The organism is Streptomyces sp. NPDC002176 (genome assembly GCF_044903645.1).
Lineage (GTDB): Bacteria > Actinomycetota > Actinomycetes > Streptomycetales > Streptomycetaceae > Streptomyces.
The window spans coordinates 181,033-204,580 of sequence record NZ_JBJDQW010000004.1; the positions used below are offsets into that span (position 1 = coordinate 181,033).

20 protein-coding genes are annotated in these 23,548 nt (G+C 73.4%); 11 read left to right on the top strand and 9 right to left on the bottom strand.

Features of this window, described 5'->3' with window-relative positions; genetic code table 11:
- Positions 1-7: 7 nt before the first annotated feature.
- Positions 8-1,039 (top strand): acyl-CoA dehydrogenase family protein, encoded by a 1,032-nt coding sequence (locus ACI2LY_RS19995; protein WP_404708315.1) that lies wholly within the window; start codon positions 8-10, stop codon positions 1,037-1,039.
- A gap of 68 nt (positions 1,040-1,107) precedes the next feature.
- Here the strand turns inward: ACI2LY_RS19995 and ACI2LY_RS20000 are convergent, their stop codons facing one another.
- Positions 1,108-1,275, bottom strand: a complete 168-nt coding sequence (locus tag ACI2LY_RS20000) for a hypothetical protein (RefSeq protein ID WP_404708316.1) — start codon at positions 1,273-1,275, stop codon at positions 1,108-1,110.
- A 195-nt stretch (positions 1,276-1,470) separates the two neighbouring features.
- Here ACI2LY_RS20000 and ACI2LY_RS20005 point away from each other — a divergent pair, with 195 nt between their 5' ends.
- Complete coding sequence (locus ACI2LY_RS20005) at positions 1,471-3,057, top strand: SDR family oxidoreductase (protein ID WP_404708317.1); 1,587 nt, start codon at positions 1,471-1,473, stop codon at positions 3,055-3,057.
- Between the two features lie 70 nt (positions 3,058-3,127).
- A complete protein-coding gene (locus ACI2LY_RS20010) occupies positions 3,128-4,504 on the top strand; it encodes a cryptochrome/photolyase family protein (RefSeq protein ID WP_404708318.1) in 1,377 nt (458 codons plus the stop codon).
- Here ACI2LY_RS20010 and ACI2LY_RS20015 read toward each other — a convergent pair.
- Positions 4,479-5,480, bottom strand: coding sequence for a MerR family transcriptional regulator (locus ACI2LY_RS20015; protein ID WP_404708319.1), 1,002 nt, complete (start codon positions 5,478-5,480; stop codon positions 4,479-4,481). The two genes, ACI2LY_RS20010 and ACI2LY_RS20015, sit on opposite strands and share 26 nt — an antisense overlap.
- A 101-nt stretch (positions 5,481-5,581) precedes the next feature.
- Here ACI2LY_RS20015 and ACI2LY_RS20020 point away from each other — a divergent pair, with 101 nt between their 5' ends.
- The 3 genes from ACI2LY_RS20020 (at position 5,582) to ACI2LY_RS20030 (ending at position 9,701) form a co-directional block, all read left to right on the top strand.
- Positions 5,582-6,208, top strand: a complete 627-nt coding sequence (locus ACI2LY_RS20020) for a sigma-70 family RNA polymerase sigma factor (RefSeq protein ID WP_388998025.1) — start codon at positions 5,582-5,584, stop codon at positions 6,206-6,208.
- A 309-nt stretch (positions 6,209-6,517) separates the two neighbouring features.
- Positions 6,518-9,289: a glycosyl hydrolase 2 galactose-binding domain-containing protein gene (locus ACI2LY_RS20025; RefSeq protein ID WP_404708320.1), complete on the top strand. Its 2,772-nt coding sequence runs from the start codon at positions 6,518-6,520 to the stop codon at positions 9,287-9,289.
- Between the two features lie 145 nt (positions 9,290-9,434).
- A complete protein-coding gene (locus tag ACI2LY_RS20030) occupies positions 9,435-9,701 on the top strand; it encodes a GlsB/YeaQ/YmgE family stress response membrane protein (protein ID WP_393592916.1) in 267 nt (88 codons plus the stop codon).
- An 8-nt stretch (positions 9,702-9,709) separates the two neighbouring features.
- Here the strand turns inward: ACI2LY_RS20030 and ACI2LY_RS20035 are convergent, their stop codons facing one another.
- The 3 genes from ACI2LY_RS20035 to ACI2LY_RS20045 form a co-directional block, all read right to left on the bottom strand.
- The gene (locus tag ACI2LY_RS20035; protein ID WP_404708321.1) at positions 9,710-10,486 is read right to left on the bottom strand and encodes a GNAT family N-acetyltransferase; all 777 of its coding nucleotides are present in this window, start codon (positions 10,484-10,486) and stop codon (positions 9,710-9,712) included.
- A 62-nt stretch (positions 10,487-10,548) separates the two neighbouring features.
- Positions 10,549-11,403, bottom strand: a complete 855-nt coding sequence (locus tag ACI2LY_RS20040; protein WP_404708322.1) for a GNAT family N-acetyltransferase — start codon at positions 11,401-11,403, stop codon at positions 10,549-10,551.
- A gap of 213 nt (positions 11,404-11,616) precedes the next feature.
- Positions 11,617-12,387, bottom strand: a complete 771-nt coding sequence (locus ACI2LY_RS20045) for a chaplin (protein ID WP_404708323.1) — start codon at positions 12,385-12,387, stop codon at positions 11,617-11,619.
- Positions 12,388-12,699: 312 nt separating this feature from the next.
- Between ACI2LY_RS20045 and ACI2LY_RS20050 the strand changes: the two genes are divergently transcribed.
- From ACI2LY_RS20050 to ACI2LY_RS20060, 3 genes are all read left to right on the top strand, one after another.
- Entirely contained in the window at positions 12,700-14,343 is a 1,644-nt protein-coding gene (locus tag ACI2LY_RS20050) for an alpha/beta hydrolase (protein WP_404708324.1), read from the top strand.
- Between the two features lie 104 nt (positions 14,344-14,447).
- Complete coding sequence (locus ACI2LY_RS20055) at positions 14,448-14,972, top strand: DUF4232 domain-containing protein (RefSeq protein WP_404708325.1); 525 nt, start codon at positions 14,448-14,450, stop codon at positions 14,970-14,972.
- 169 nt (positions 14,973-15,141) lie between these two features.
- On the top strand, positions 15,142-16,404 hold the full coding sequence (locus tag ACI2LY_RS20060; RefSeq protein ID WP_404708326.1) for a PP2C family protein-serine/threonine phosphatase: 1,263 nt from the start codon (positions 15,142-15,144) through the stop codon (positions 16,402-16,404).
- Positions 16,405-16,417: 13 nt separating this feature from the next.
- Here the strand turns inward: ACI2LY_RS20060 and ACI2LY_RS20065 are convergent, their stop codons facing one another.
- Positions 16,418-17,911 (bottom strand): hypothetical protein, encoded by a 1,494-nt coding sequence (locus ACI2LY_RS20065; protein ID WP_404708327.1) that lies wholly within the window; start codon positions 17,909-17,911, stop codon positions 16,418-16,420.
- 300 nt (positions 17,912-18,211) lie between these two features.
- Between ACI2LY_RS20065 and ACI2LY_RS20070 the strand changes: the two genes are divergently transcribed.
- Together ACI2LY_RS20070 and ACI2LY_RS20075 are read left to right on the top strand one after the other, a co-directional pair.
- Positions 18,212-19,348, top strand: coding sequence for an aminoglycoside phosphotransferase family protein (locus ACI2LY_RS20070; RefSeq protein WP_404708328.1), 1,137 nt, complete (start codon positions 18,212-18,214; stop codon positions 19,346-19,348).
- Positions 19,349-19,607: 259 nt separating this feature from the next.
- Positions 19,608-21,575 (top strand): N-acetylmuramoyl-L-alanine amidase, encoded by a 1,968-nt coding sequence (locus ACI2LY_RS20075; RefSeq protein WP_404708329.1) that lies wholly within the window; start codon positions 19,608-19,610, stop codon positions 21,573-21,575.
- Between the two features lie 22 nt (positions 21,576-21,597).
- On the opposite strand, the gene ACI2LY_RS20080 is transcribed toward ACI2LY_RS20075, so the two are convergent.
- The 3 genes from ACI2LY_RS20080 to ACI2LY_RS20090 form a co-directional block, all read right to left on the bottom strand.
- A complete protein-coding gene (locus ACI2LY_RS20080; RefSeq protein ID WP_388998057.1) occupies positions 21,598-22,095 on the bottom strand; it encodes a hypothetical protein in 498 nt (165 codons plus the stop codon).
- Positions 22,096-22,166: 71 nt separating this feature from the next.
- Entirely contained in the window at positions 22,167-23,069 is a 903-nt protein-coding gene (locus tag ACI2LY_RS20085) for a universal stress protein (RefSeq protein ID WP_404708330.1), read from the bottom strand.
- A 165-nt stretch (positions 23,070-23,234) separates the two neighbouring features.
- Positions 23,235-23,477, bottom strand: a complete 243-nt coding sequence (locus ACI2LY_RS20090) for a DUF397 domain-containing protein (protein ID WP_388998063.1) — start codon at positions 23,475-23,477, stop codon at positions 23,235-23,237.
- Between the last annotated feature and the right edge of the window lie 71 nt (positions 23,478-23,548).

The following is a 23,548-nucleotide window of genomic DNA, read 5'->3' on the forward strand; positions in this document are numbered from 1 at the left end:
GGGACGCATGACGATCACCGATCACCCGCTCGTCGCCCGCGCCCGCGAACTGGCCTCGGAGTTGCTGGTGCCCGAGGCGGAACGGGTGGACCAGGAGGGCGTACCCGCGAGCCACATCGAGACCGTGAGGCGGTCCGGGCTGCTGGGCCTGACCGCCCCGGTCGCATACGGCGGCTCGGCGGCGCCGCCCGCCGTGGTGCGCGAGGTCGCGGAGATCCTGGCGGGCGCGTGCGGCTCGACCTGGTTCGTCCAGTCGCAGCACCACACCCCGGTCCAGGTCCTCGCCCGGGGTGAACCGGCCGCCCGCGAGCGCCTGTTGGGCCCGCTGGCGCGCGGCGAGCTGCTGTCCGGCGTGGCGTACGCCCAGCTCCGCGCCCACCCGGACGCTCCGGTCAGGGCCCACCACGACGGCAGCGGGTGGCGCTTCGACGGAAGGGTGCCGTGGTGCACCGGCTGGGGGCTGAACGACGTCCTCCTGCTGGCCGGTCTGACCGACGACGACGAGGCGGTCTTCGTCTTCGTGGCAGCCCGCGAGCAACCGGGCCTGCGTCCCTCCGCCCCGCTCCGCCTGGCCGCCCTGACCGCCGCCCGGACGGTGTCCCTGGAGCTGGACGGCCTGCGCGTACCCGACGACTCGCTGGCCCTGCGCGTCCCGTACGCGGAGTGGGCCCCCACCGACCGGGCGAAGACCCTGACCACCCACCCGGCGGTGTTCGGCATCGCCACGGCGGCCCTGTCCCTGCTGGACGACGACACGGCGTCCCCGCTGCGGACCCGCCTCGCGGACATCCGCACCCGCGCCTACGCCCTCGCCGACCACCCGTCCCCGCTGGACCGGGTGGACGAACGCCTGGCGGTACGGGCGGAGGCGTACGCGGCCCTGAACACCGCCACCACGGCGGCGGTCCTGGCGGGAGGCGGCCGCGCGATGTCCCTCACCTCCCGAGCCCAACGCCTCGCCCGCGAGGGGATGTTCCTCCTGATCCAGGGTCAGACGGCGGAGACCCGGAGGGCACATCTGGAGGCGCTCACCCGGTGACGCGGTCCCGCGAGTGCGGCGTTCGCCCCTGAGGGTGAACCGGGACCACCCGCTCGACCGGCGGAGCCCTAGTCGTCCGCGCGGCCCTCGACCACGACCAGGAACGCGTCCGACTTGAGGTCCATGATCACCGTCGCGGCTTCGCCCTCGGCGCGGCGGGCGGCGGCGTACTCCTCCGCGGGCCAGGAGCCGCGCGGTGAGCCTGCGGGGAAACGCTCCAGCACTGTCGAGTTCATGGCGGCGGACACCTCCGGCGGAAGCTTCGGGTGGGACACAGAACCTGTACCTCACCGGCTGCCCGGCTATCACTCGGACATGCCGTTGTACGCCGTCCGGCACAACCGCATCCGCGTACGGCCCGGAGCGGGAAGGGATCACAGGGAGCCGTGACCGACCACGGGCGAACGACCGATGCCAAGGAGCCGGAAACGATGAACGACGACGACTCCGGGGGCGGCCTGCGCTGCCTGGTGACCGGTGCCACCGGCTACATCGGGGGCAGGCTCGTGCCGGAGCTGCTCGACGCCGGACACCAGGTGCGCTGTCTGGCCCGCACCCCGCGCAAGCTGCGCGACCACCCGTGGGCCGGGGACGTGGAGGTGGTCCAGGGCGATGTCACGGACCCCGACTCGCTGGCCGAGGCGATGCGGGACGTCGACGTGGCGTACTACCTGGTGCACGCGCTGGGCAGCGGCGACGACTTCGAGGAGACGGACCGCCGGGCGGCCCGGTACTTCGGTGAGCAGGCCAAGGCGGCCGGGGTCCGCCGGATCGTGTACCTCGGCGGTCTCACCCCTGCCGGGGTGCCGGAGCAGCAGCTCTCCCCGCACCTGCGCTCACGGGCGGAGGTCGGGCACATCCTGCTGGCGTCCGGTGTGCCGACGGCCGTACTGCGCGCGGCGGTGATCATCGGCTCCGGCTCGGCCTCGTTCGAGATGCTGCGCTACCTCACCGAGCGGCTGCCGGTGATGGTGACCCCGAGCTGGGTGCACACCCGTATCCAGCCGATCGGCGTCCGGGACGTGCTGCGGCTCCTGGTGGGCTCCGCGACGCTGCCGGAGGACGTGAACCGGGGCTTCGACATCGGCGGCCCGGACATACTGACGTACCGGCAGATGATGCTCCGTTATGCCCAGCTCGCCCATCTGCCGCGTCGGCTGATCTTGTCCGTACCGATGCTCACGCCGGGCCTGTCCAGCCACTGGGTGGGGGTGGTCACCCCGGTGCCCGCGTCCATCGCCCGGCCGCTGACCGAGTCGCTGCGGTACGAGGTGGTGTGCCGCGAGCACGACATCCGGCGGTATCTGCCCGACCCGCCGGGGCACCCCTTCACCTTCGACGAGGCGGTACGGCTGGCGCTGCGCCGGGTGCGGGAGGCGAAGGTGGTCACCCGCTGGTCGTCGGCGTCGGTGCCCGGCGCGCCGAGCGATCCGCTGCCCACCGACCCGGACTGGGCGGGCGGCAGCCTGTACACCGACGAGCGCGAGATCCTGGTGGACGCGCCGCTGGACCGGCTGTGGCGGGTGATCGAGGGCGTCGGCGGCGACAACGGCTGGTACTCCTTCCCGCTCGCCTGGAGCCTGCGCGGCTGGATGGACCGGGCGATGGGCGGGGTGGGCCTGCGCCGGGGCCGCCGGGACGCGGAGCGGCTGCGGGTCGGCGACTCGCTGGACTTCTGGCGGGTCGAGGAGATCGAGCCGGGCCATCTGCTGCGGCTGCGGGCCGAGATGCGGCTGCCGGGGCTCGCCTGGCTGGAGATGTACGCGGAGCCCTACGGCGAGGGCCGCAGCCGGTACCGGCAGCGGGCGCTGTTCCACCCGCACGGGCTGGCCGGCCAGGCGTACTGGTGGTCGGTGTCGCCGTTCCACGCGATCGTGTTCGGGGGGATGGCCCGCAACATCTCGCGCGCCGCCGTGCACGGTCCCATGCCCACCATGAAGAACCGGAGCCTCGCGAAACGGGGGCTGAAGGACCTGGGGCTGCGGAACCGGAGGCTGAAAAAGCGGGCGCGGCGTTGACGTCCGCGTCCGCCAGGCGCTCTCGCCCGGAAGAGTCCACCGTCCGCATCCCCTGCTCCGGAGCCGTTCGATGAACACCTCGGTCGTCCTCTTCACCGCCGATCTGCGTCTGCACGACCATCCGCCGCTGCGCGCGGCCCTCGACGGGGCCCGCGAGGTGGTGCCGCTGTTCGTGCGCGACGACGGCATCGACGGCGCCGGTTTCGCCGCGCCCAACCGGCTGGCGTTCCTCGCCGACTGCCTGCGGGACCTGGACGCCGGGCTGCGCGAGCGCGGCGGACGGCTCGTGGTGCGCTCCGGGAACGTGGTGGACGAGGTGTGCCAGGTGGTCGCCGAGGCGGACGCCGACGAGGTGCACATGGCCGCCGACGCCAGCGGCTACGCGCACCGCCGCGAGCACGCGCTGCGCCGTGCGCTGGAGGCGGACGGGCGCAGGCTGCACGTCCACGACACGGTGACCGGTGCCGTCGAGCCCGGCGTGGTGACCCCGACGGCCTCGGACCACTTCGCCGTGTTCACCCCGTACTTCCGGCACTGGTCGGGGCAGTCGCTGCGGGACCCGCTCGGCGCGCCCCGCAAGGTGCGCGTTCCCGAGGGCATCAAGTCCGAGGAACTCCCGTCCCGCGACGCGGTGTCGGGCACGTCGCCGGGGCTCGCCGAGGGCGGGGAGGCGCAGGCGCGCCGGATGGTGACCGCCTGGCTGCGGTCGGGGATCGGCGCCTACGAGGACCAGCACGACGACCTGGCCGGAGACGGCACCTCCCGGCTCTCCCCCCACCTCCACTTCGGCACGGTCTCCCCGGTGGAACTCGTGCACCGGTCCCGCCTCGAGGGCGGCGCGGGCGCGGAGGCGTTCGTACGGCAGGTCGCCTGGCGGGACTTCAACCGGCAGGTGCTGGCGGTGCGTCCGGAGGTGTCGCACGCCGACTACCGCACCCGGCGCGACCGTTGGCGCACCGGGAAGAAGGCCGAGGCGGACATCGAGGCGTGGCGGGAAGGCCGTACCGGCTATCCGATCGTGGACGCGGCGATGCGGCAGCTGCGGCACGAGGGCTGGATGCACAACCGGGGCCGACTGCTGACCGCGAGCTTCCTGACCAAGACGCTGTACGTGGACTGGCGGGTGGGCGCCCGGCACTTCCTGGACCTGCTGGTCGACGGGGACGTGGCCAACAACCAGCTCAACTGGCAGTGGACGGCCGGAACGGGCACCGACACCCGCCCCAACCGTGTGCTGAACCCGACGACCCAGGCCAAGCGGTACGACCCGGACGGCGCCTATGTCCGGCGCTGGGTCGAGGAGTTGGCGGACGTGGAGGGCTCGGCGGTGCACGAGCCGTGGAAGCTGAGCGGCACCGAGCGGGCGAGGACCGGGGACTACCCGGACCCGATCGTCGACCTCAAGGACGGGCTGGAGCGCTTCAAGCACGCACGCGGGCTGGAGTGAGGTCGCGGGCGGTCTCGGTGCCGTAGGCGGCGGTGAGGGTGTCGACGGCGTCGGCGAGGCCGGTCGGGCGGACCATGCCCGGGCAGGAGCGGCCCGCCCAGCCGGGGCCGCCGAGCAGCATCAGGGCCTGCCCGCGGGCGCCGCGCACCCCCCATTCGATGCCCGCGACATGCCGGGCCAGTGGCAGGCTCGCGGTGGGGCGGGCCTGGGACCACAGCACGACGGCGGCCGGGCCGAGGCGCCGTACGGCGGCGGCGAGGGCGTCGGCGGGTACGGCACTGCCGAACATCCGGGTGGGGACGCCGTGTTGGACCAGCGCGGCGTTGAGCGCCTCCAGCGGGAGGGTGTGCTGTTCGTCGGGGGCGCAGGCGAGCAGCACGGGTCCGGCGACGGGGGTGCCGGGCGGGCCGAGCCGGGGTGTGTGGCGGCGCAGGGCGGTGGAGACGTGCCAGGACAGCAGGTGCTCCACCTCGATGTAACGGTCCCCGGAGGAGACCCACTTGCGGCCCACGGCGTGCAGGGCGGGCGCCATCACGTCCTGCCAGGCGACGGTGATGCCGTACTCCGCGACGACACCGTCCAGTTGCTCCTCCACGGCCGGGGCGTCGAGGCGGACGGCGGCGCGGGCCAGTCCCCGGCACTCCTGGCGCACGTCTCCCAGCGGCAGGGCGCCGGGGGCGCGGGAGCGGGGCGCGGGCGCCGGGGGCCGGTCGGCAGGCGGGTGGGTGGCGTCGCGCGCGGCACGGGCGGCCTCGGCGGGCGGTACGCCCGAGGAGGTCAGGCGGCACATCGCCTCCAGCACGGCCACGTCGTCGGGCGTCCAGCGGCGGTGTCTGCCGTCGGCGCGGGTGGCGGGGCCGAGGCCGTAGCGGCGGTCCCAGGAGCGCAGGGTGGTGGGCGAGACCCCGAGCCTGCGGGCGAGCGCGCCCGTGGTCAGCCCGGCTCCGGGTACCGGAATGTCGGCTTCGTCGTCCATACGACGACTGTACGCCGGGAACGACGCAGAAACGATGCGAGTTGTCGCACACCCCGGCCGCCTCACACGATGACCTGACGCCCCACCCGAGGAGCCAGGTCATGAGCTCGCACCCGTCCCCGTCCGCCACCGCCGCGCCGCCAGTGGCCCCGGCCGGGGACGGGTGTGACGACGAGGAGCTGGCGCGGGGCTTGGTCGCGGGGGACGAGGACTGTCTCGCGGCCGTGTACCGGCGCTGGTCCTCCCTGGTGTACGCGCTCGCCCGGCGCGCGCTGGGGAACGCGGGTGAGGCGGAGGACGTGACCCAGCAGGTGTTCCTCGGGGTGTGGCGCGGCCGTTCGGGGTACCGCCCCGAGCGTGGGCCGCTGGGCGGCTGGATCGTCGGCATCACCCGGCGCAAGATCTTCGACGCGCTGGCGGCCCGCGCCCGCCGGGGCGAGCTGGTCGCGGCGGCGGCCGCGTCCCTGTCCCGTACCGCGCTCACCGCCGAGACCTCCGCCGACCCGGAGACGGTGCTCGACCGCCTGCTGGTCCGGCGCGAGCTGGGGCGGCTCCCGGCGGCCCAGCGGCGGGTGCTGTACCTGGCCTTCTACGAGGACCTCACCCAGCCGCAGATCGCCGCCCGCACGGGCTGGCCGCTGGGCACGGTGAAGAGCCACGCACGCCGGGGCCTGCACCGGCTGCGCCGCGGCATCGAGCGGCCGGAGCCGGTGGAGGCGGCCGTCTGAGCGGGGCGGGACCGGGGCTCAGGCGGGGTGGAAGCGGGGCTCGGATTCCCTCCCAAGTAATGTCCGAACCCCCTATCCATATGGGAATAAAAGGCGCAGAATGGACGGATACGCGATACGCGGCACTCCACCGCTGGCCCACCGGACGCGGTCGAGTCCGCTCGGTTCGACGGAAGGAGGACCGTACGGAGCCCCCCATCGACAACGAAGGACGCGAGGCCGGTCCGCCGGAGCGGACCGGCCTCCTCGTGCGTGGGGGCGGCGCGTCCCGGCCGGGGGTCTTTGACACGGTTCGCGGCGCTTTCTAGCTTGAGCCGGGCCACTGCGTTCCGTGACCTCTCGAGGCTGGAGTCCGCCCTGTCCGCTCCCCCCGCCCCCGGCCGCCGCCTCGCCACGGCCGCCGCGCTCCTCGGCCTGATCGGCACCCTCACCACCACCGCCTGGGCGGGCCCGAAGGACCGCGCCCCGGCCCCGCGCCCGGCCGCCGGGGGGACCCGCGTCCCGGACACGGCGGGCTCGGCCACCCCGCTCGCCTCCTTCGCGCTCCAGTCCACGGCGAAGGTCCGCGAGTCGGCGGCCGCCGTCTCCTCCCCCGGCTACCCGGCGCGCGGCTGGCACCGGGCGGGCCCCCGCTCCACCGTCCTCGCCGCGCTGCTGGCCGAGGGCCGCTACCCGGACCCCTTCCGCTCGACCAACCTGAGCAGAATCCCGAAGGCCGACTTCAAGGTGCCCTGGTGGTACCGCTCCGACTTCACGGTCTCCGACACCTCACGGCGCACCCGTCTCGACTTCAGCGGGGTCGTCCCGGCCGCCGAGGTCCATGTCAACGGCCACCGGGTGGCGACGGACGCGCAGGTGAAGGGCGCGTACACCCGGCACGAGCTGGACATCACCTCGCTGGTGCGGCCCGGCCGGAACACGGTCGCGTTCCGGGTGCGGCCCAATGACCCGAATCGCGACCTCAGCATGGGCTGGCTGGACTGGCTCCAGCCGCCGCCGGACCAGAACATGGGCCTGGTCCGTGATGTCCTGGTCCGGCGCGGCGGGCCGGTCGCGCTGGGCGACGCGCACGTGGTGACGAAGCTGGCCGTGCCGTCGCTGGCCACCGCCGACCTGACCGTGCGGGCGCGCCTCCGCAACGACAGCGGCCGGGCCGTGACCGCGCTGGTCTCCGGCAGCGTCGCCGGGGCCACGCTCACCCGCCGGGTCCCGCTGGCCGCGCACGAATCGCGGACGGTCGCCTTCTCCCCCGCCGACGTCCCGGGCCTGCGCCTGAGGTCCCCGAGGGTGTGGTGGCCCGCCGGGATGGGCGGCCGGCCGCTGTACGGCCTGAGGCTCACCGCCTCCGTCGCCGGTGCCGTCTCCGACACCGCGCACCAGACCTTCGGCATCCGTGACGTCCGGGCGCCCCTGGACAAGCACGGCGCCCGCCAGTACCGGATCAACGGGCGCCCGCTGCAGATCCGGGGCGGCGGCTGGTCACCGGACCAGTTCCTGCGCTGGGACCGGGGCTATGTGGAGGACCGGCTGCGGTACGTCCTCGACCTCGGGCTGAACACGGTCCGGCTGGAGGGGCACATCGAGCCCGACGAGTTCTTCGACCTGGCCGACCGGCTCGGCGTGCTCACGCTGCCGGGCTGGGAGTGCTGCGACAAGTGGGAGGGCCAGGTCAACGAGGACGGGTCCGGGGAGAAGTGGGACGTGGACGACCACGTGGTGGCGAAGGCGTCCATGGCCGCCGAGGCGGCCCGGCTGCGCTCCCACCCGAGCGTCATCTCCTTCCTGATCGGCAGTGACGCGGCACCGAACGCAAGGATCGAGAAGAACTACCTGGACGCGCTGACGGCCGCCGACTGGCCCACCCCCGTGATCCCGGCCGCCTCCGACAACTCCGCGCCCAAGCTGGGCAGTTCGGGCATGAAGATGAGCGGCCCCTACGACTGGGTACCGCCCGCCTACTGGTACGCCAAGCGCGAGGGCGGCGCCACCGGCTTCAACTCCGAGACCAGCGCCGGGCCCAGCATCCCCACCCTGGACACCCTGCGCCGGATGATGACCCCGGCCGAGCTGGACACCCTGTGGAAGACCCCGGCCGCCAAGCAGTACCACCGCTCCCCCTCGGCGGTCTTCTCCACCCTCAAGCTCTACAATGCCGCCCTCACCGGCCGCTACGGCGCCCCGACCGGCCTCACCGACTATGTGCGCAAGGCGCAGCTGGCCCAGTACGAGAACGTCCGCGCCGAGTTCGAGGCGTACCGGCGCAACGCGCACGACGCCGACAAGCCCGCCACCGGGATCGTGCACTGGATGCTCAACAGCGGCTGGACCTCGCTGCACTGGCAGCTGATGGACCGCTATCTCGACCAGAACGGCGCCTACTTCGGCGCCAAGAAGGCGGGCGAACCGCTGCACGTCCAGTACTCCTACGACGATCGCTCGGTGGTCGTCGTCAACGACCGGCACACCCCCGCCACCGGCCTCACCGCCCGGGCCACCCTGTCCGACCCGGACGGCACCCCGCGCTACGACCGCACCCTGACCGGGATGCGCGTACCCGGCGACGGCGCGCACGGCACCGCGTTCACCCTGCCGAAGGACATCGGCGGCACCTCGCGGACCCATCTGCTGCGCCTGGTGCTCACCGGCCCTGACGGCAGGGAGGTGAGCCGGAACGTGTACTGGCTCTCCACCCGGCCCGACACCCTCGACTGGGCGCACACCGACTGGTACTACACCCCGACGACCGCCTACGCCGACCTCAAGGGCCTCTCCGCCATGGCACGGGTCCCGGTGTCGGCCACCGCGGCCACCCGCTCCTCGGGCGCACTGTCCACCACGACGGTGACCCTGCGCCGGACCGGCGGCGGCCGGACGCCCTCACTGCTGACGGACGTCCATCTGGTCGACGGCAAGGGGCGGCCGGTACTGCCGGTGCGCTGGTCGGACAATCAGGTCGGGCTCTGGCCCGGCGAGTCGGTGACGCTCACCGCCACCTACCGCACGGCCGACCTGCGCGGTTCGGCACCCCGGGTGCGCGTCTCCGGCTGGAACACCCCCGAGCGGACGGTCCCCGCCTCCTGATTCCCGCCCGCTCCGCCGCGTCGGCGGCCGCCGCCACGGGCACGCTCCCGGTGGGAGTTCCCGGGCGGCGGCGCCGGAGTGGACTGGGTCCGTCCGCAGCGGGCACTTGCCACATCAGCAGGGGCCGAGACCACTAGGGGTGGACATGGAGATTTCAGGACTCATCAGCGCCATCATCATCGGCATCGTGATCGGTGTGCTGGGGCGGCTGGTCGTGCCGGGACGCCAGCACATCGGTGTGCTCGTCACCATCCTCGTCGGCATCGTGGCGGCCCTGCTGGGCACGGCCATCGCCGCGGGCCTGGGGGTCGCGGACACCGACGGGCCGGACTGGATCGAGTGGCTGATCCAGATCGCGCTGGCCGCGGTCGGTATCGCCGCGCTGGACCGGACGGTGGGCCGCCGCCGCTGACCCTCGGGTCACCTCTTGTACAGATACGGTGTCGTGGTGGTCAGGGCGTGCAGCCCGAGGCGTTCCAGGACGGGGCGGCTCATGGCGGAGGCGTCCACCTGGACATGACGGCAGCCGTGGGCGGCGGCGACGCGGGTGCGGTGGGCGACCAGGGCGCGGTACAGGCCCCGGCCCCGCCACTCCTCGACGGTGCCGCCGCCCCAGAGTCCGGCGAAGTCCCCGCCCGGCACCAGCTCCAGCCGGGCGGAGGCCACCGGCTCGTCCCCGGCCAGCGCGACCACGGCGAGCACCGTGCCGGGGTCGGCGGCGAGGCGGGCCAGCAGATGGTCGCGCAGGGCGGTGCCGTCGGTACCGAAGACCCGCTCGTGCACGTCCACCACGAGATCGACCCCCGCCGCGTCGGCGGCACGGACCAGGCGGACGCCGTCCGGGAGCCGTTCCTCCAGCGTGAGTTCCGCGATCTCGCCGACCATCAGCGTCTCCGGCTCCTCGGCCCGGAACCCCGCGGCGGTGAGGCGCTCGCCCAGATCCGCCGGGCCGTCGTGGCCGTAGAGCTTCCACTCGAAGTCCCGGCCCAACTCCTCGAAGCGGGCGATCTGTTCCTCGATGGCGCGGTCGGCCCCGGCCGCGTCCAGGCCGGACCAGACGACGCCGTTCCAGTCCCGCTCCCCCGCGACCTGGCGCACCACGGCACCCGCCCGTTCGATCCGGGCGCCGGGCGCGTCGGGGCGGGCGTTCCGCCGCATCCGGAGGTCGTAGCGGGCGAGTACCGCGGAGTGGTCCATGCGGTCACTCCAGCACCGGGGCCGGGACCCGGCAACGGGATTTCTCCGAACGGCGCCCGCGATCAGCCGAGTTCGAGCGTGGCGATGCCGAACACGCGCTCGGCGGCGTGGTCGCGGACCGGCCCGGTGTACATGCGGGCCGTCTCGAAGGAGGGAGTGAGTCCGGCCCAGAGGGCCATGTCGACCGCGGCCTTGTTCGGCTCGGGTACGTCGATGGCGATCTGGCGGCCGGTGTGGTCGGCGGTGAGCGCGGCGAACAGGGCGCGGGCGTCCTCGGGGGTGTCGGCGAAGAGGGGGCCGATGCGCAGGCAGTCCGCGCCGGGGCGGATCACCCCGTAGCCGGTGAGGTGCTCGCCCTCGTGGCGGACGTAGGTGTGGTGGCCGGGGGCGGTGAGCCACTCGGCGAGGAAGCGGGGGCGGTCGGCCGGGGTGCAGGCGCTGTCGTAGCGGGTGATCGCGTCGAGGTCGCCGGGCTGGGCGTGGCGCACTCCGACGGTCGGCTCGGCCGCCGGGGCGAGGCCGGTGTAGCGGGCGGTGCGGTGGGCGAGTGCGAAGCCGGAGCGACGGTAGTTGTCCTGCTGGTCGACGACGCCGTCCAGGCCGACGACGCGCTCCCCGGCGTGGGCGAGCGCGGTCTTCCAGGTGGTGAGGCCGTAGCCGTGGCCGCGCAGGTCGGGGCGGACGAGGTAGCAGCCGAGGAAGGCGTAGTCCGTGCCGTAGTTGACGACGGAGATCGCGGACACCGGCTCGCCGTCGATGCGGCCGAGGAAGAAGCCCTCGGGGTCCTGGGCGAAGAAGGCGGGGCCGTCGGAGAGTCCCGGATTCCAGCCTTCGGCCGCCGCCCAGCCGCTGATCACCGGCCAGTCGTCCAGGGTGGCCTGGGTGACGGTGAACTCCTGGGGGGCCGGTGACGTCATCGCCGCGCTCCGTTTCCGTGGGGTCGGGGGCGTGGCCGGGCCGCTATCGAGCCGGTGAGGGCGTACGGCACGGTCGCACGCGCCGCATCCTTCCCGATCGGACGGCCCCGCGTCACGCCGGGACCGTGCGGGCGGTGCGCGTACCGGGCGCAGGCACGACAAAGGCCCCACCGAGTGGTGCTGGTTCCGGTGGGGCCGTGCGATGGAGCGGGATCAGCGCGGGCTGCCCGGGCGGAAGCGCCGGTACAGAGCCGCGCCCGCGACGATGAAGGCCGCGCTTCCGGCCAGCGCCGGGGCGGCGAGGTCCGATCCGGTGTGCGCCAGGCTGGGCGGCGTCTCGTGGGTGGGCGGCACCACGGTCTTCGGCGGCGCCGGGGGCTGGTGCTTCGGCGGGGCCGGAGGCTGGTGCTTGGGCGGGGTGGGCGGGGCCACCGGCGGCGGGGTGGGCGCCTCGGAGTGGTTCTCGCAGTGGTTGCCGAAGGCCGGGTTGAGGGCGCCGACGACGTCCACGCTGTTGCCGCAGGCGTTCACCGGGATGTCGACCGGCAGCTGGAGGCCGTTGCCGGAGAGTACGCCGGGCGAGCCCTGGGTGACGCTGTGCGCCGTGGCGCCACCGCCCCCGTTGCCGCCGACGGCCCTGCCGCCACCGGACTTGCTCCCACCGGTACTGCTGCCACCGGCCTTGCTGCCGGAGCCGCCGTTGCTCACCGCGCCGCCGCCGTTGTCGGAGCCGGTGTTCGCGCAGGCGTTGCCGAAGGCCGGATTGAGCAGCCCGACCACGTCGACACTGTTGCCGCACGCGTTCAGCGGGACGCTGACCGGGGCCTGGACGGTGTTGCCGGAGAGCACACCGGGCGAGCCGACAGCGGCGCCGTCGGCGCTGGCACCACCGGCCGCGAAAGCGGCGGACACGGGCATGGCCATGGCCATCGCACCGGAGGCGGCGGCGACGCCGATCACACCGTTTCGGGTAGCCCGTTTCATAGGTTCCCTGCCTTCCAGAAAGTCGTAGCGGGCAGTCACCCGCACCACATAGAACGCCGCCGAACCATTCGGGTTATGGCCTGTGCGGCTTTCACCCGTTCGGGGGGCACGATCGTTCGAATCACGCGTCAAGTCGAAGGCGCTCAGTTCACACGGATAGGTGGAACCTTCATCCGTCCGGTGGAGGTCGCCCCGCGCGGCCAGGAGCGCGGTTCACCACCCGGACGGCCGGGAGGCGACCCGCGCGGGGCCCGCTTATGGTGAGGACGGCGCCGCCCCTGTTCAGGGCGGTGGCGCCCTGGGAGGCGTTCGATGCCGGCCAAGGTCAAGCAGTCCAGACGGTCCGCCGTACGGCGCGGCGCGGGTGCGGGAGTGCTCGCCCTGGCGCTGCTCGGCGCGAGCCTGCCCGCGGCGGTAGCCGCCGATTCCGGGTCCGATCAGGCCGATCGGCCGGGCATGGCCCGCTTCTACGACCAGAAGATCACCTGGGGCCGGTGCACGGGTCCGGACATGCCCAGGGACCTCCAGTGCGGCAAGGTGACCGTCCCGCTCGACTACGCCCACCCCGGCGCGGCCACGCTCGATCTCGCGCTGGCCCGCTACCGGGCGACCGGCTCCGGGCACCGCGCGGTGCTGCTGAACTTCGGCGGGCCCGGCGCCTCCGGGGTGACCCAGCTGGCGGCCGGCGGCAAGGAGTTCATGGACCTCACCAACGGCTCCGACGTGGTCGCCTTCGATCCGCGCGGGGTCGGCCGCTCCTCCCCCGTCAGCTGCGGCGCCGGTGAGGAGCCCCCGTCGGACTCCGCCGGGTCGGACGTGAGCGCCGACATCAGCCGCCCGCAGCAGCTGATGACCCTGCTGGGGCAGGCCGCGGAGCTGTGCGCCAAGTATTCCGGGCCGGTGCTCAAGCACATAGGCACGGTGAACGCGGCCCGCGACATGGACGTCATCCGCCAGGCCCTCGGCCAGAAGAAGCTGGACTACCTGGGCTTCTCCTACGGCACCCGGCTGGGCGCGGTGTACGCGGCGCAGTTCCCGCGCAAGGTCGGCCGGATGGCCCTGGACGGGGTGGACACGCTGACCGAGCCGCTGTCCGAGCAGGGGGTGGCGGGCGCCCAGGGACAGCAGACGGCGCTGGAGGGGTTCCTCGACTGGTGCGTGACGGACATGGGCTGCCCGTTCGGCCAGGACCGGCGGGCGGCGGACGAGCAGGTGCTCCAGCTGGTGCGCTCACTGGACGAGAACCCGGTGCCCACGGACTTCGGCGGCACCTTTTCCGGCCAGGACCTGGTGGGCGCCATCGGGACGGGTCTGTACAGCAAGGACCTGTGGCCGTCCCTGGAGCGGGCGCTCGCCGCGCTGGTGGAGGACGGGGACGCGCGCCGGGTGCTCAGTTTCGCCGCGGGCGGCTCCGGACTGCCGATGCGGGCGAACGGGTCCGGCAAGAACAACGGCGGGCTGACCGATCCGCAGCAGGTGCCGATCGACAACCTCACGGCCGCGCTGATGGCGATCAACTGCGCGGACGACCCCGACCGGCCCTCCGCCGCCCGCCTCACCAAGGACCTCGGCGAGCTGCGTGCCTCCTACGAGGCGGCGTCGGCGGTCTTCGGCCGCTACCGGCTCACCCAGCTGCTGATGTGCTACGGCCGCCCCAAGGGCACCGACTACATACGGGACGCGGTGAAGGACGTGCCGTCCTCCCGGATTCTGCTGGTCGGCACGCGCGGCGACCCGGCGACGCCGTACCGCTGGACCGAGGAGACGGCTCGTCGCTTGGGTTCCTCGGCCGTGGTGCTCGACAACAAGGGCGACGGCCACACCGGCTACACCTCGTCCAAGTGTGTGCACCGCAAGGTCGACGACTTCCTGATGTACGGCACGCTGCCGCCCAGTGGCAGCTCGTGTCCGGCGGACGGCAAGGCGTGGAGCTCCACCGTGTCGACGGACCCCTGAGCGAAGGGTGACGCCGCAACTGCGGGGCCATGTCCGGCGTCACACTGGGTAGGCGCGGCCCCAGCCCGCCGACCGGACCCGATCGTGACAGGGGGACATCCCTCATGCGTTTCCGTACCGTCCACACCGTTCCCGTCCTCGCCGCCTCCGCCGCGCTGCTACTGGCCGCCACGCCCGGCCAGGCCGCCCCGCGGCACCAGAGCGCGCCCGCCCGGTGCGCCGAGAAGGCGCTCACCCTGCACGCCAAGGCGGTGTGGGGGAAGACGACCGTGGTCCGCTTCTCGGTGACCAACTCCGGCTCCCGCGCCTGTCTCGTGGACCGGGTGCCGACGATCACCTTCGGTGATCTGGACGGGGCCGCGCTGCCGACGCCCGAGGGCGGCCGGGGCACCTACCGGCTGGACGCCGGGAAGACGGCCTACGGGGCGGTGCGCACCATCAAGAACCCGTCCGACCCGGAGGCGCGACGGTCCCCGTCGATCGGGGTGTCGGCCTCCGCGTCCCAGTGGGGCCGCTCCTTCTCGGCCGCGCAGCTGGGCACCGGGCGGGACGTCCGGGTCTGGGAGCCCGTGACGACGTGGTGGCAGCCGACACGCGCGAAGGCCGACAAGGCCCTCGGTCTCGGCTGACACCGACGACGGGAAGCCGGGGACGGAGCACTCCGGGAAGACTCTGGCATATGCCTGAAGCATCCCCTTGTCGTGTGTTGCCAAATCCCTTACGGGGCATCGCGGGCTGTGCCACAGTCGTAGCGGTCCCTCCGTTCCCCCTGGCCCTACCGTCCCCTCGGAGTGCGTCATGCCGCCCCCAGTCTCCGCGGACCACCCGCCCGCCCAGCCGCCAGGACGCGGCCCGGTCGAGGCGCTGCTCTCGCAGACGCGGCGACTGAAGGGCGACGTGGACGCCGTACGGCGGGACGTACGCGGCAACGGAACGGACCAGGACCCCGAGGGACGCTGGCAGCGCGCCCTGTACGACCTCGCCCTGCATCAACTGGACGATCTCGACGCCCACTTGGAGCAGTTACGGGGCGGTCCGACACCCGCCGTGTCCCCCGAGGGCGCCCCGTTCGGCCTGGTGGGCCGGGCGGAGTGGGGCCTCCTCACGGACGAGGCCGAGTGGTCGGCCGAGCTGTACCGCATCCTCGGCCTGGACCCGTCCGTGCCCGCGCTCACCCTCGACGAACTCCCGGCGCTGGTGCACGAGGAGGACCGGCCACGGCTCACCGCGATGGTGACGGGCTGCCTGGTGGACGCCCGGCCGATCGACGGCGAGTTCCGCGTCCTGCGGCCCGACGACTCGGTACGCACCGTGCACATGATGGGCGAACCCGTGCTCGGCGCGGACGGCGGCACCGTCTCCATGTGGGCCGTGGTCCGGGACGTGAGCGAACTACGGCTCCACGGGCGGTCGGTGGGCGAGGCCCCGCATCCGGCCCCCGCCCGGAAGCCCCTCGTCCACGGGCCGCCCACGCTCGACCTCGCGGCACACCACCTGCCCGGCTCACCTCCCCTCGACGCGGCGGGTGACTGGTGCGATGTGCTCGAACTTCCGGGTGGAGCAGCCCTGTTGAGCGTCGGGGACCTCACCGGCCCGGACTCCGCCACGCTACTCGGCGCCGTGCACGGCATGGCCCTGGCGGGCACCCGTCCCGGCCGACTGCTGGCCATACTCGATGAGTTGGGACCGGCCACCTCGCCGCGCGGCGCCGTCTGCTGCCGTTACGAGCCGCAGAACCGTACCTTCACCTGGGCCCGGTCCGGCCGCCCCGTCCCGCTGCTGTTCCGCGACGGGACGGGCCGCCGACTGACCGCGCCGGACGACCCGCCGCCCAGCGCGCACGCGCCCTACGGGCAGGGCGAACTCACCCTGCGAAAAGGCGACTTGCTCGTACTGCACACCGACCGGCTGAGCGACACGGACGTGGCACGTCTGCTCGGTCTCGGCCCACGCCTGTGCGCGGCCCGTACCGCGCGGGAGTGCGTGCGGTCGCTGGCCGGGGAGTTGGGCGCGGGGCAGCACGGCGACGCCTGTGTGCTCGTCGTCAGGGTCTCCGGGTAGCGCGTACCTCCGGCTACGCCGGTGCCGCGCCTCCGTCCCGGCTCCTGGGCTTGGGCAGGGCCTGCCTGATCTCCTCCCGCAGTTCGCCGACCTTCGGATAGCTGGCGTACTCGGCGGTGAGCCGGTACATCTCGCGCAGCCGGTCCCAGGTGCGGCGGGAGGAGTTGGCTCCCATCGCCATCAGTGCCAACCGGGCGTACCGGTCGGCCTGTTCGGGGTCGTCCGCGATGAAGCAGGCCGAGGCCATGGAGAGATGGTCGAAGATCTTCGACCGCTCCCGCCCGTCGATCCTGAGCGCCAGCGCCTTCTGCGCGTAGTGCTGGGCGTGCGCGGCCGCGCTCGGGTCGTGCTCGGCGAGCGTGCGGTAGGCGAGGGCCTGCATGCCGTACAGATCCTCGTCCTTGAAGGTCTGCATCCAGTCCGGCTGCCGGGTGTCCTGGCGGTCGGAGACGAACAGGTCCTCGGCCTGGCCGAGGGTGCGGCGCATCGCCTGGCCCTTGCCCATCGCCGCCTGCGCCCACGCCTCGATGGTGTGGAACATGGCCTTCGTTCTGGGCTGCAGATCCTCCCCCGAGCCGGACTGGGCCAGCTTCATCAGGTCCATGGCGTCGTCCGGGCGGCCCAGATGCACCATCTGGCGGGCCGCCCGGGACAGCGCCTCCCCGGCGCGGGGGCGGTCGCCGCCCTCGTGCGCGGCGTGCGTGGCGATGACGAAGTACTTCTGCGCCGTGGGCTCCAGACCCACGTCGTGGGACATCCAGCCCGCCAGGACCGCGAGGTTGGCGGCGACGCCCCACAGGCGCCGCTGGAGCTGGGGTGGATGGTGGTAGGCGAGCATGCCGCCCACCTCGTTGAGCTGGCCTACTACCGCCTTGCGCTGGAGGCCGCCGCCGCGGGCGGCGTCCCAGGCGCGGAACACCTCCACCGAGCGTTCCAGTTCCTCGACCTCCTGGGACCCGATGGGGGCGGCCTCGTAGCGGTCGAATCCGGCGGGTTCCGCGTGCAGGGGGTTGTCGAGGACGGGGGCGTCGGCCCGGAGCGTGGGGTCGGTGTGCAGCCAGTCGTGCATGGCGCTGCTGAGTGTGGCTCCCGCGGCGAGCGCGGCACCCGCGCCCACCAAGCCGCGTCGGTTGAGCATGAGGTCCATTCCCGTGAATTCGGTGAGGACCGCGGCGGTTCGTTCGGGCGCCCACAGCACGCCGTCGGGATCATCGCTCTTCCCGTCGCCCTGCCGTTTCCCCGCACGCCCGTGCCGTACCAGACCGAGGTCCTCCATGGTCACGACACGGCCGAGACGCTCGGTGAACAGAGCCGCCAGCACCCGCGGCACCGGATCGCGCGGGATCTCTCCCGTGTCGATCCAGCGCCGCACCCGCGAGGTGTCGGTCGACAGCTGGGGGTGGCCCATGGCCGCCGCCTGCCGATTGACCAGCCGCGCGAGTTCGCCCTTGGACCAGCCGGCCAGGCCGAACAGGTCCGCAAACCGGGTATTGGGTTGTCCGCTCACGTCAAGCCCCCAGGTTCTCGGCTGAGTTGACAGTAGCCCCGTGCAGGTTGCCGGGCGACTATTCGCCAGGGTTCGCCAGGGTGCGCCAGATGGTGTGCCAGTGGACGTCGGGTGTCAGGTAGGAAAGCGCCACCCCGGCCCGGCCGCCCAGGGACATTCCCCAGGGTGCGCCAGGGAGGACCGGGAGGGGTGGGCGCGAGAGCCGTCGGAGGGCTTCCTCCCCGGAAACCCGCACGACGGCGTCGGCGCAAGCGACGCACAGGCAGGCACAGCAGGCACACGAAGGGATCTGTATCTCCCATGTACGCAGCATCGTCCTCCGTGTCCGCCCCGCCCCGGCCACCACGTCCCCGCCCCGTGGGCGGCGGACCGTATCTGGACCCGGCGGCGCGACCCGGAGCACCCCTCCTGGGCGTGGGCCGGGCACCACGCGTTCCCGGGCAGCCCGGCTCCCAGCCGCTCAGCGGCAGGCTGGACCTGTCCGGCCCACAAGGAGCCCAGCTCCGCACCGCCATCGCCTCGGTCCAGCGGATCTGCCCGGAGTTCGCCCCGGTGCAGGTGCTGCGCCGCAGCGGACGGTCCGTCACCTTCGTCGGCACGACCGGCCGCAGCACGGCGGTCGCCAAGTGCCTGCTGGACCACGCGCCCGCGGCGGCCGAGCGTGTCCGGCACGAAATAGCCGCCTACCGCTCCTTCGTCCGGCACCGTCCGCCGGTGCGGGTGCCGAGGCTGATCGCGGCCGACCCGGACAACTGCACGCTGGTGATCGAGCGGATGCCCGGCCGCGTCGCCTCACACCGCCGCCACCCGCTGGAGTCTCCGCCGCGTGCGGACATCCGGGCCGCGCTCGGCGCGATCTGCAGGCTGAACGCCTGGCGGCCCCCGGCGGGCACCTTCGCCGCCCCGCTGGACTACGCGGCCCGCATCTCCCGCTATCACGAGCTGGGGCTGCTCACCGACCGCGACCTGGGCGACCTCCAGAAGCTGCTGCACGGCATCGCGCACACGGCGGGCCGCCAGGGCATGGGCCAGTTCTGCCACGGCGACGCGCTGCTCTCCAACATCCTGATGTCCCCGGCCGGTCCGGTACTGGTCGACTGGGAGCACGCGGGCTGGTACCTGCCGGGATACGACCTGGCCACCCTGTGGCTGGTCCTCGGTGACGCCCCGGACGCGCGCCGTCAGATCAGCCAGCTCGCCCAGTCCGGCGGCCCCGCCTCGCGCGACGCCTTCCTGGTGAACCTGATGCTGGTGCTGACCCGCGAGATCCGCACCTACGAGACGGCCGTGCAACGTTCGATGCACGGCGCTCCCCCGGCCCCGGTCCCGTCGGGCGTGACGCCCTCCGGTGAGGAGCAGCGGCTGCTGCTACGGAGGCTGCACGACGACTGCCACATGGCCCGCCGGGCGGTGCGCGCGGCGGTCGGCACGCGCTGAGAGACACACCAGAACACCGCGGTGCGCCCGAGCGGCGGCGTACCGCGGTTCCGGGCCTGCGAGGCGGGGGGTCACTGGTATACGCCACTGACGCCTCGCAGGCCCGCGCGCCATCAGCGCGAAACTCGCCCGAAACCCTTTGTGACATGGGAAATCACCTTCCCGAGGGCATCATTGACGGATCGTCGGCAAGCCGGTACCACTGACCCAGCTCGGCGCCGCCCGCCCCGCCACGCCCCGCCCGTCACAGGAGGCCGCATTGCGAGGATTCGCCCCCGACCCGTCGTCCGCGTCCGGCGCCAGACGCCTGAAGCGGACCGCAGGCACGCTCGCCTCGGCCGCCCTGGTGCTGCCGCTGCTCGGCGCCGCCCCGGCCGCGCCCAGCACTCCCCCGGCCGACCAGCTCCAGCGTGCCTTCGGCAGCGCGGCCACCGAGTACCAGGTACCCCGGAGTGTGCTGCTGGCCGTCTCCTACCTCCAGTCCCGTTGGGACGCGCACGCCGGGGCGCCCAGCGTGAGCGGCGGCTACGGCCCGATGCACCTCACCGACGCGCGTACCGCGCTGGCCGCGACCGAGCATCACGCGGAGGGCACGGAGGACCCGCGAGGCGACGACGCCCGCCCCGCGCTGCACCCCGAGGCCGACGCACCCGCCCTGGCGAAACTGCCCGCCCGGCTGCGGACGCTGCGCCGCGCGGCGCAGCTGACCGGTCTCCCGGCGGCCGAGCTGCGCACCGACCCGGCCGCCAACATCGCGGGCGGCGCCGCACTCCTCGCGGCCGCGCAACGCGAGCTGGGCGAGCCGCTCAGCGCCGACCCGGCCGCCTGGTACGGCGCGGTCGCCCGCTTCTCCACCGCCGACGACCAGGCGACGGCCGCCGCGTACGCGAACGACGTGTACGACGTGCTGCGCACCGGCGAGCAGCGCACCACCGACGCGGGCCAGCGGGTCGAGCTGGCGGCGAGCCCACAACTGCGTGCCGATACGGTCCAGTTGAAGCGGACCGGGCTGCGTGCCGCTCGCGCGGGTGATGTCGAGTGTCCGAGGTCGGTGTCCTGTGTGTCGGTCCCGGCGCCGTACGAGGAGTTCGGGGACAACGACTACGGCAACCACGACCTCGGCGTCCGCCCGGCCGCCCAGCGCGTCAAGTACATCGTCATCCATGACACCGAGGGCGGCTGGGACGGGGTCATGAACCTGATCCAGGACCCCACCTATGTGTCCTGGAACTACACGATCCGCTCGACCGATGGACTGATCGCCCAGCATGTGAAGGCGAAGGACGTCGCCTGGCACGCGGGGAACTGGGATGTGAACTCCCGCTCCGTGGGCATCGAGCACGAGGGTTTCCTCACCGCGCCGGACACCTGGTACACGGAGGCCATGTACCGGTCCTCGGCCCGGCTGGTGAAGTACCTGTCCCGTGCCTACGGGGTGCCGCTGGACCGGCAGCACATCCTGGGCCATGAGAACGTGCCCGGTCCGACCGCTTCCACCATTCCCGGTATGCACACCGATCCGGGCCCGTACTGGGACTGGCGGCACTACTTCCAGCTGCTGGGCCACCCGTTCGAGCGCACCGGCACCAGCCGTTCCGGCCTGGTGACGATCCTGCCCGACTACGCCGCCAACCAGCCGGTGTACACGGGCTGCGCGACGAAGGGCGAGCCGTGCCCGGCGCACGGTTCCGGTGAGGTGCGGCTGTACTCCGACCACGACGAGCACGCGCCGCTGATCAAGGACATCGGCCTCGGCACCGAGCCGACGGACGGGGTCAACGACCTGTCCTCGCGGGTCTCCACCGGTCAGCAGTACGCGGTCGCGGACCGCTGGGGCGACTGGACGGCGATCTGGTATCTGGGGCAGAAGGCATGGTTCAGGAACCCGCACCGCGAGCCCACGGCGGTCTCCGCGTCCGGGTTCACGATCTCCCCGAAGGCGGGTCTGGCGAGCGTCCCGGTGTACGGGCGCGCCTACCCGGAGAAGGAGGCGTACCCGGCGGGCGTCCCGGCGCAGTCGGTGGTACCGCTGCCGTACACGATCCCGGCCGGGCAGAAGTACGTGGTCGGTGACCGGATGCCGGGCGAGTACTACTACGCGGTCACCTTCACCGAGGACTCGCACCAGGTGATCACCGGCAAGGACCGGTACTACGAGATCCAGTACGGCCACCGGGTCGGGTTCGTCCGCGCGGCGGACGTGGACCTGGCGGCCGCCCGCCGTTAGGCCGACAGGTATCTAGGGGGCCTCAGCCCTGCTGGAAAAGCTCCGCCGGGAGCGGCTTCAGCAGGGCGTACAGGTCGTCGGTGATGGGGCGGTCCCAGGCGGCGATGGTCACGAGGACGCCGTCGCTGCGGTCGAACTGCACGCAGGAGATCCGGCCCTCGGAGAGCTTGAGGCGGCGGACGATCAGCAGGTTGTCGCCCTGGAGGACGGGGGTGTCCTCGGAGCCGACGACGGTGACCTCCTCCTCGTTGTCCAGCGCCAGCAGCAGCTGGGCGACCTCGAAGGGGATCTCGTCCTCGGTGGTCTCCCGGGCCGGGGAGCCCTCGGGGAGATTGCCAATGATCATGGCGGGGCCACGGCCGCCGAACAGGTCGTAGCGCAGGAAGACGCCCTGGCAGCTTCCGTCGGGGGCGGGCAGCAGGCCAGCGCCGAGGTTGCCGGGCCAGTCGCCGGGGTCCATGGCCAGCACGTCGAAGTCTGGTCCGGCGGGAGTGGCGCTGCGGCGGCGGAGGAACGACATGCGGCCAATGGTACGTGCCCGGAGGGGCCCGGCGGCGTGCGGGAGCCCTCCCGGCATGGCCCGGTGCGGGGTCACTCCTCGGCGGCACTCGAGGGGACGACGGCGACGGGACTGGCCGCGTGCAGCAGGACGGCCTGGGTGACCGAGCCCAGCATCCGGGTGGGCACACGCAGCCTGCGCCGGTGGCGGCCGACGACGACGAGATCGGCGCCCGCCGAGAGGGCGACCAGATGTCCGGCGGCGTCGCCCGGCAGCGCCTCGGCCTCCGCCTCGACACCGGGGTACTGGGCGCGCAGCGGGTCGAGGAAGCCTTCGGCGAGGACGCGGGTCTCGCTCTCCACGGCGACCTGGTCGATGGGCGGGGGCACCAGTTGGCCGGGGGCCGACCAGGTCTGGACGGGCCAGGGGTAGACGGAGATCACCTGGAGGCGGGCGCCGAGCAGGGACGCCTCGGCGAAGGCGAAGCCGAGGACGCCGTCGTCGGGGCTGTCGACGTGCAGTCCGACGACGACCCGGGGGCCGGGCTCGGCCGGGGGTTCGGCGTGCACCTCGCGGCCGGGCCGGGGGACGACGACCACGGGGCAGACGGCGTCGCGGGCGGTGGCGACGGAGTTGGAGCCGAGGAGCAGGCTGGCGAAGCCGCCCCGGCCGCGTGAGCCGAGGACCAGCAGCTGGGCGTCGGCGCCGAGTTCGGGCAGCACCGCGCCGGGTACGCCCTCGACGGCGACGTATTCCACGGTGGGCAGGTCCGGGCGGTCGGCGAGCCGTTCGCGGACCTCGTCGAGGACCGGGTCGCCGCGCTCGTCGGGCGGGTCGGCGACGAGGATGTCGGCCTCGCCCCAGGCCGCGTACTGGCGGACATGGATGACGCGCAGCGGTGCGACGCGGCGGCGGGCGGCCTCCAGGGCCCAGTCCAGGGCGCGCAGGCTGTCGTCGGAACCGTCGACCGCGGCGATGACCGGCACAGCGCTCATCGTTCCTCACCTCCCGGGACGCGGCCTTCCCCGTGCCGGGGCGGGCCTGTTGTCGGGGCCAGCCTGGCTCAGACGGTGCTCCCGAGGGGCCCGCGCGGGGCGCGTGTTGGGCAATCGCGGCCGGAACACCCCCGGTCGGCTCCGGTGCGGGCCCCGCCCGGTGACTCAGGTGAGGTCGAACTCGCCCTCGCGGGCCCCGGAGACGAAGGCGCCCCATTCGGCGGGGGTGAAGATCAGCGAGGGGCTCTCGGGGCGGCGGCTGTTGCGCATCGCGATGAAGCCCTCGACGAAGGCGATCTGGACATCGCCCAGACCCCGGCTGCCGGGCTGCCACTGGGCTCCGCTGAGGTCCAGGTCCGGCTTGTCCCAGCCCGTGAGCGACTGCTGCTGGATGGTGCTCTCGGCCACGTCCGTGCTCCTCCCATTACGTCGTCCGCGGCTCAGCCTAGCGACCGGCCCTGACGGCGCACAGGCCACGT

Bases quoted from the DNA above. Each gene is read 5' to 3' on its own strand.
- ACI2LY_RS20060 (WP_404708326.1), top strand. From the start codon at position 15,142: ATGCCGCCCCCAGTCTCCGCGGACCACCCGCCCGCCCAGCCGCCAGGA.
- ACI2LY_RS20055 (WP_404708325.1), top strand. From the start codon at position 14,448: ATGCGTTTCCGTACCGTCCACACCGTTCCCGTCCTCGCCGCCTCCGCC.
- ACI2LY_RS20070 (WP_404708328.1), top strand. From the start codon at position 18,212: ATGTACGCAGCATCGTCCTCCGTGTCCGCCCCGCCCCGGCCACCACGT.
- ACI2LY_RS20040 (WP_404708322.1), bottom strand. From the start codon at position 11,403: ATGACGTCACCGGCCCCCCAGGAGTTCACCGTCACCCAGGCCACCCTG.
- ACI2LY_RS20050 (WP_404708324.1), top strand. From the start codon at position 12,700: ATGCCGGCCAAGGTCAAGCAGTCCAGACGGTCCGCCGTACGGCGCGGC.
- ACI2LY_RS19995 (WP_404708315.1), top strand. From the start codon at position 8: ATGACGATCACCGATCACCCGCTCGTCGCCCGCGCCCGCGAACTGGCC.
- ACI2LY_RS20010 (WP_404708318.1), top strand. From the start codon at position 3,128: ATGAACACCTCGGTCGTCCTCTTCACCGCCGATCTGCGTCTGCACGAC.
- ACI2LY_RS20035 (WP_404708321.1), bottom strand. From the start codon at position 10,486: ATGGACCACTCCGCGGTACTCGCCCGCTACGACCTCCGGATGCGGCGG.
- ACI2LY_RS20000 (WP_404708316.1), bottom strand. From the start codon at position 1,275: ATGAACTCGACAGTGCTGGAGCGTTTCCCCGCAGGCTCACCGCGCGGC.
- ACI2LY_RS20045 (WP_404708323.1), bottom strand. From the start codon at position 12,387: ATGAAACGGGCTACCCGAAACGGTGTGATCGGCGTCGCCGCCGCCTCC.
- ACI2LY_RS20085 (WP_404708330.1), bottom strand. From the start codon at position 23,069: ATGAGCGCTGTGCCGGTCATCGCCGCGGTCGACGGTTCCGACGACAGC.
- ACI2LY_RS20020 (WP_388998025.1), top strand. From the start codon at position 5,582: ATGAGCTCGCACCCGTCCCCGTCCGCCACCGCCGCGCCGCCAGTGGCC.
- ACI2LY_RS20080 (WP_388998057.1), bottom strand. From the start codon at position 22,095: ATGTCGTTCCTCCGCCGCCGCAGCGCCACTCCCGCCGGACCAGACTTC.
- ACI2LY_RS20005 (WP_404708317.1), top strand. From the start codon at position 1,471: ATGAACGACGACGACTCCGGGGGCGGCCTGCGCTGCCTGGTGACCGGT.
- ACI2LY_RS20015 (WP_404708319.1), bottom strand. From the start codon at position 5,480: ATGGACGACGAAGCCGACATTCCGGTACCCGGAGCCGGGCTGACCACG.
- ACI2LY_RS20030 (WP_393592916.1), top strand. From the start codon at position 9,435: ATGGAGATTTCAGGACTCATCAGCGCCATCATCATCGGCATCGTGATC.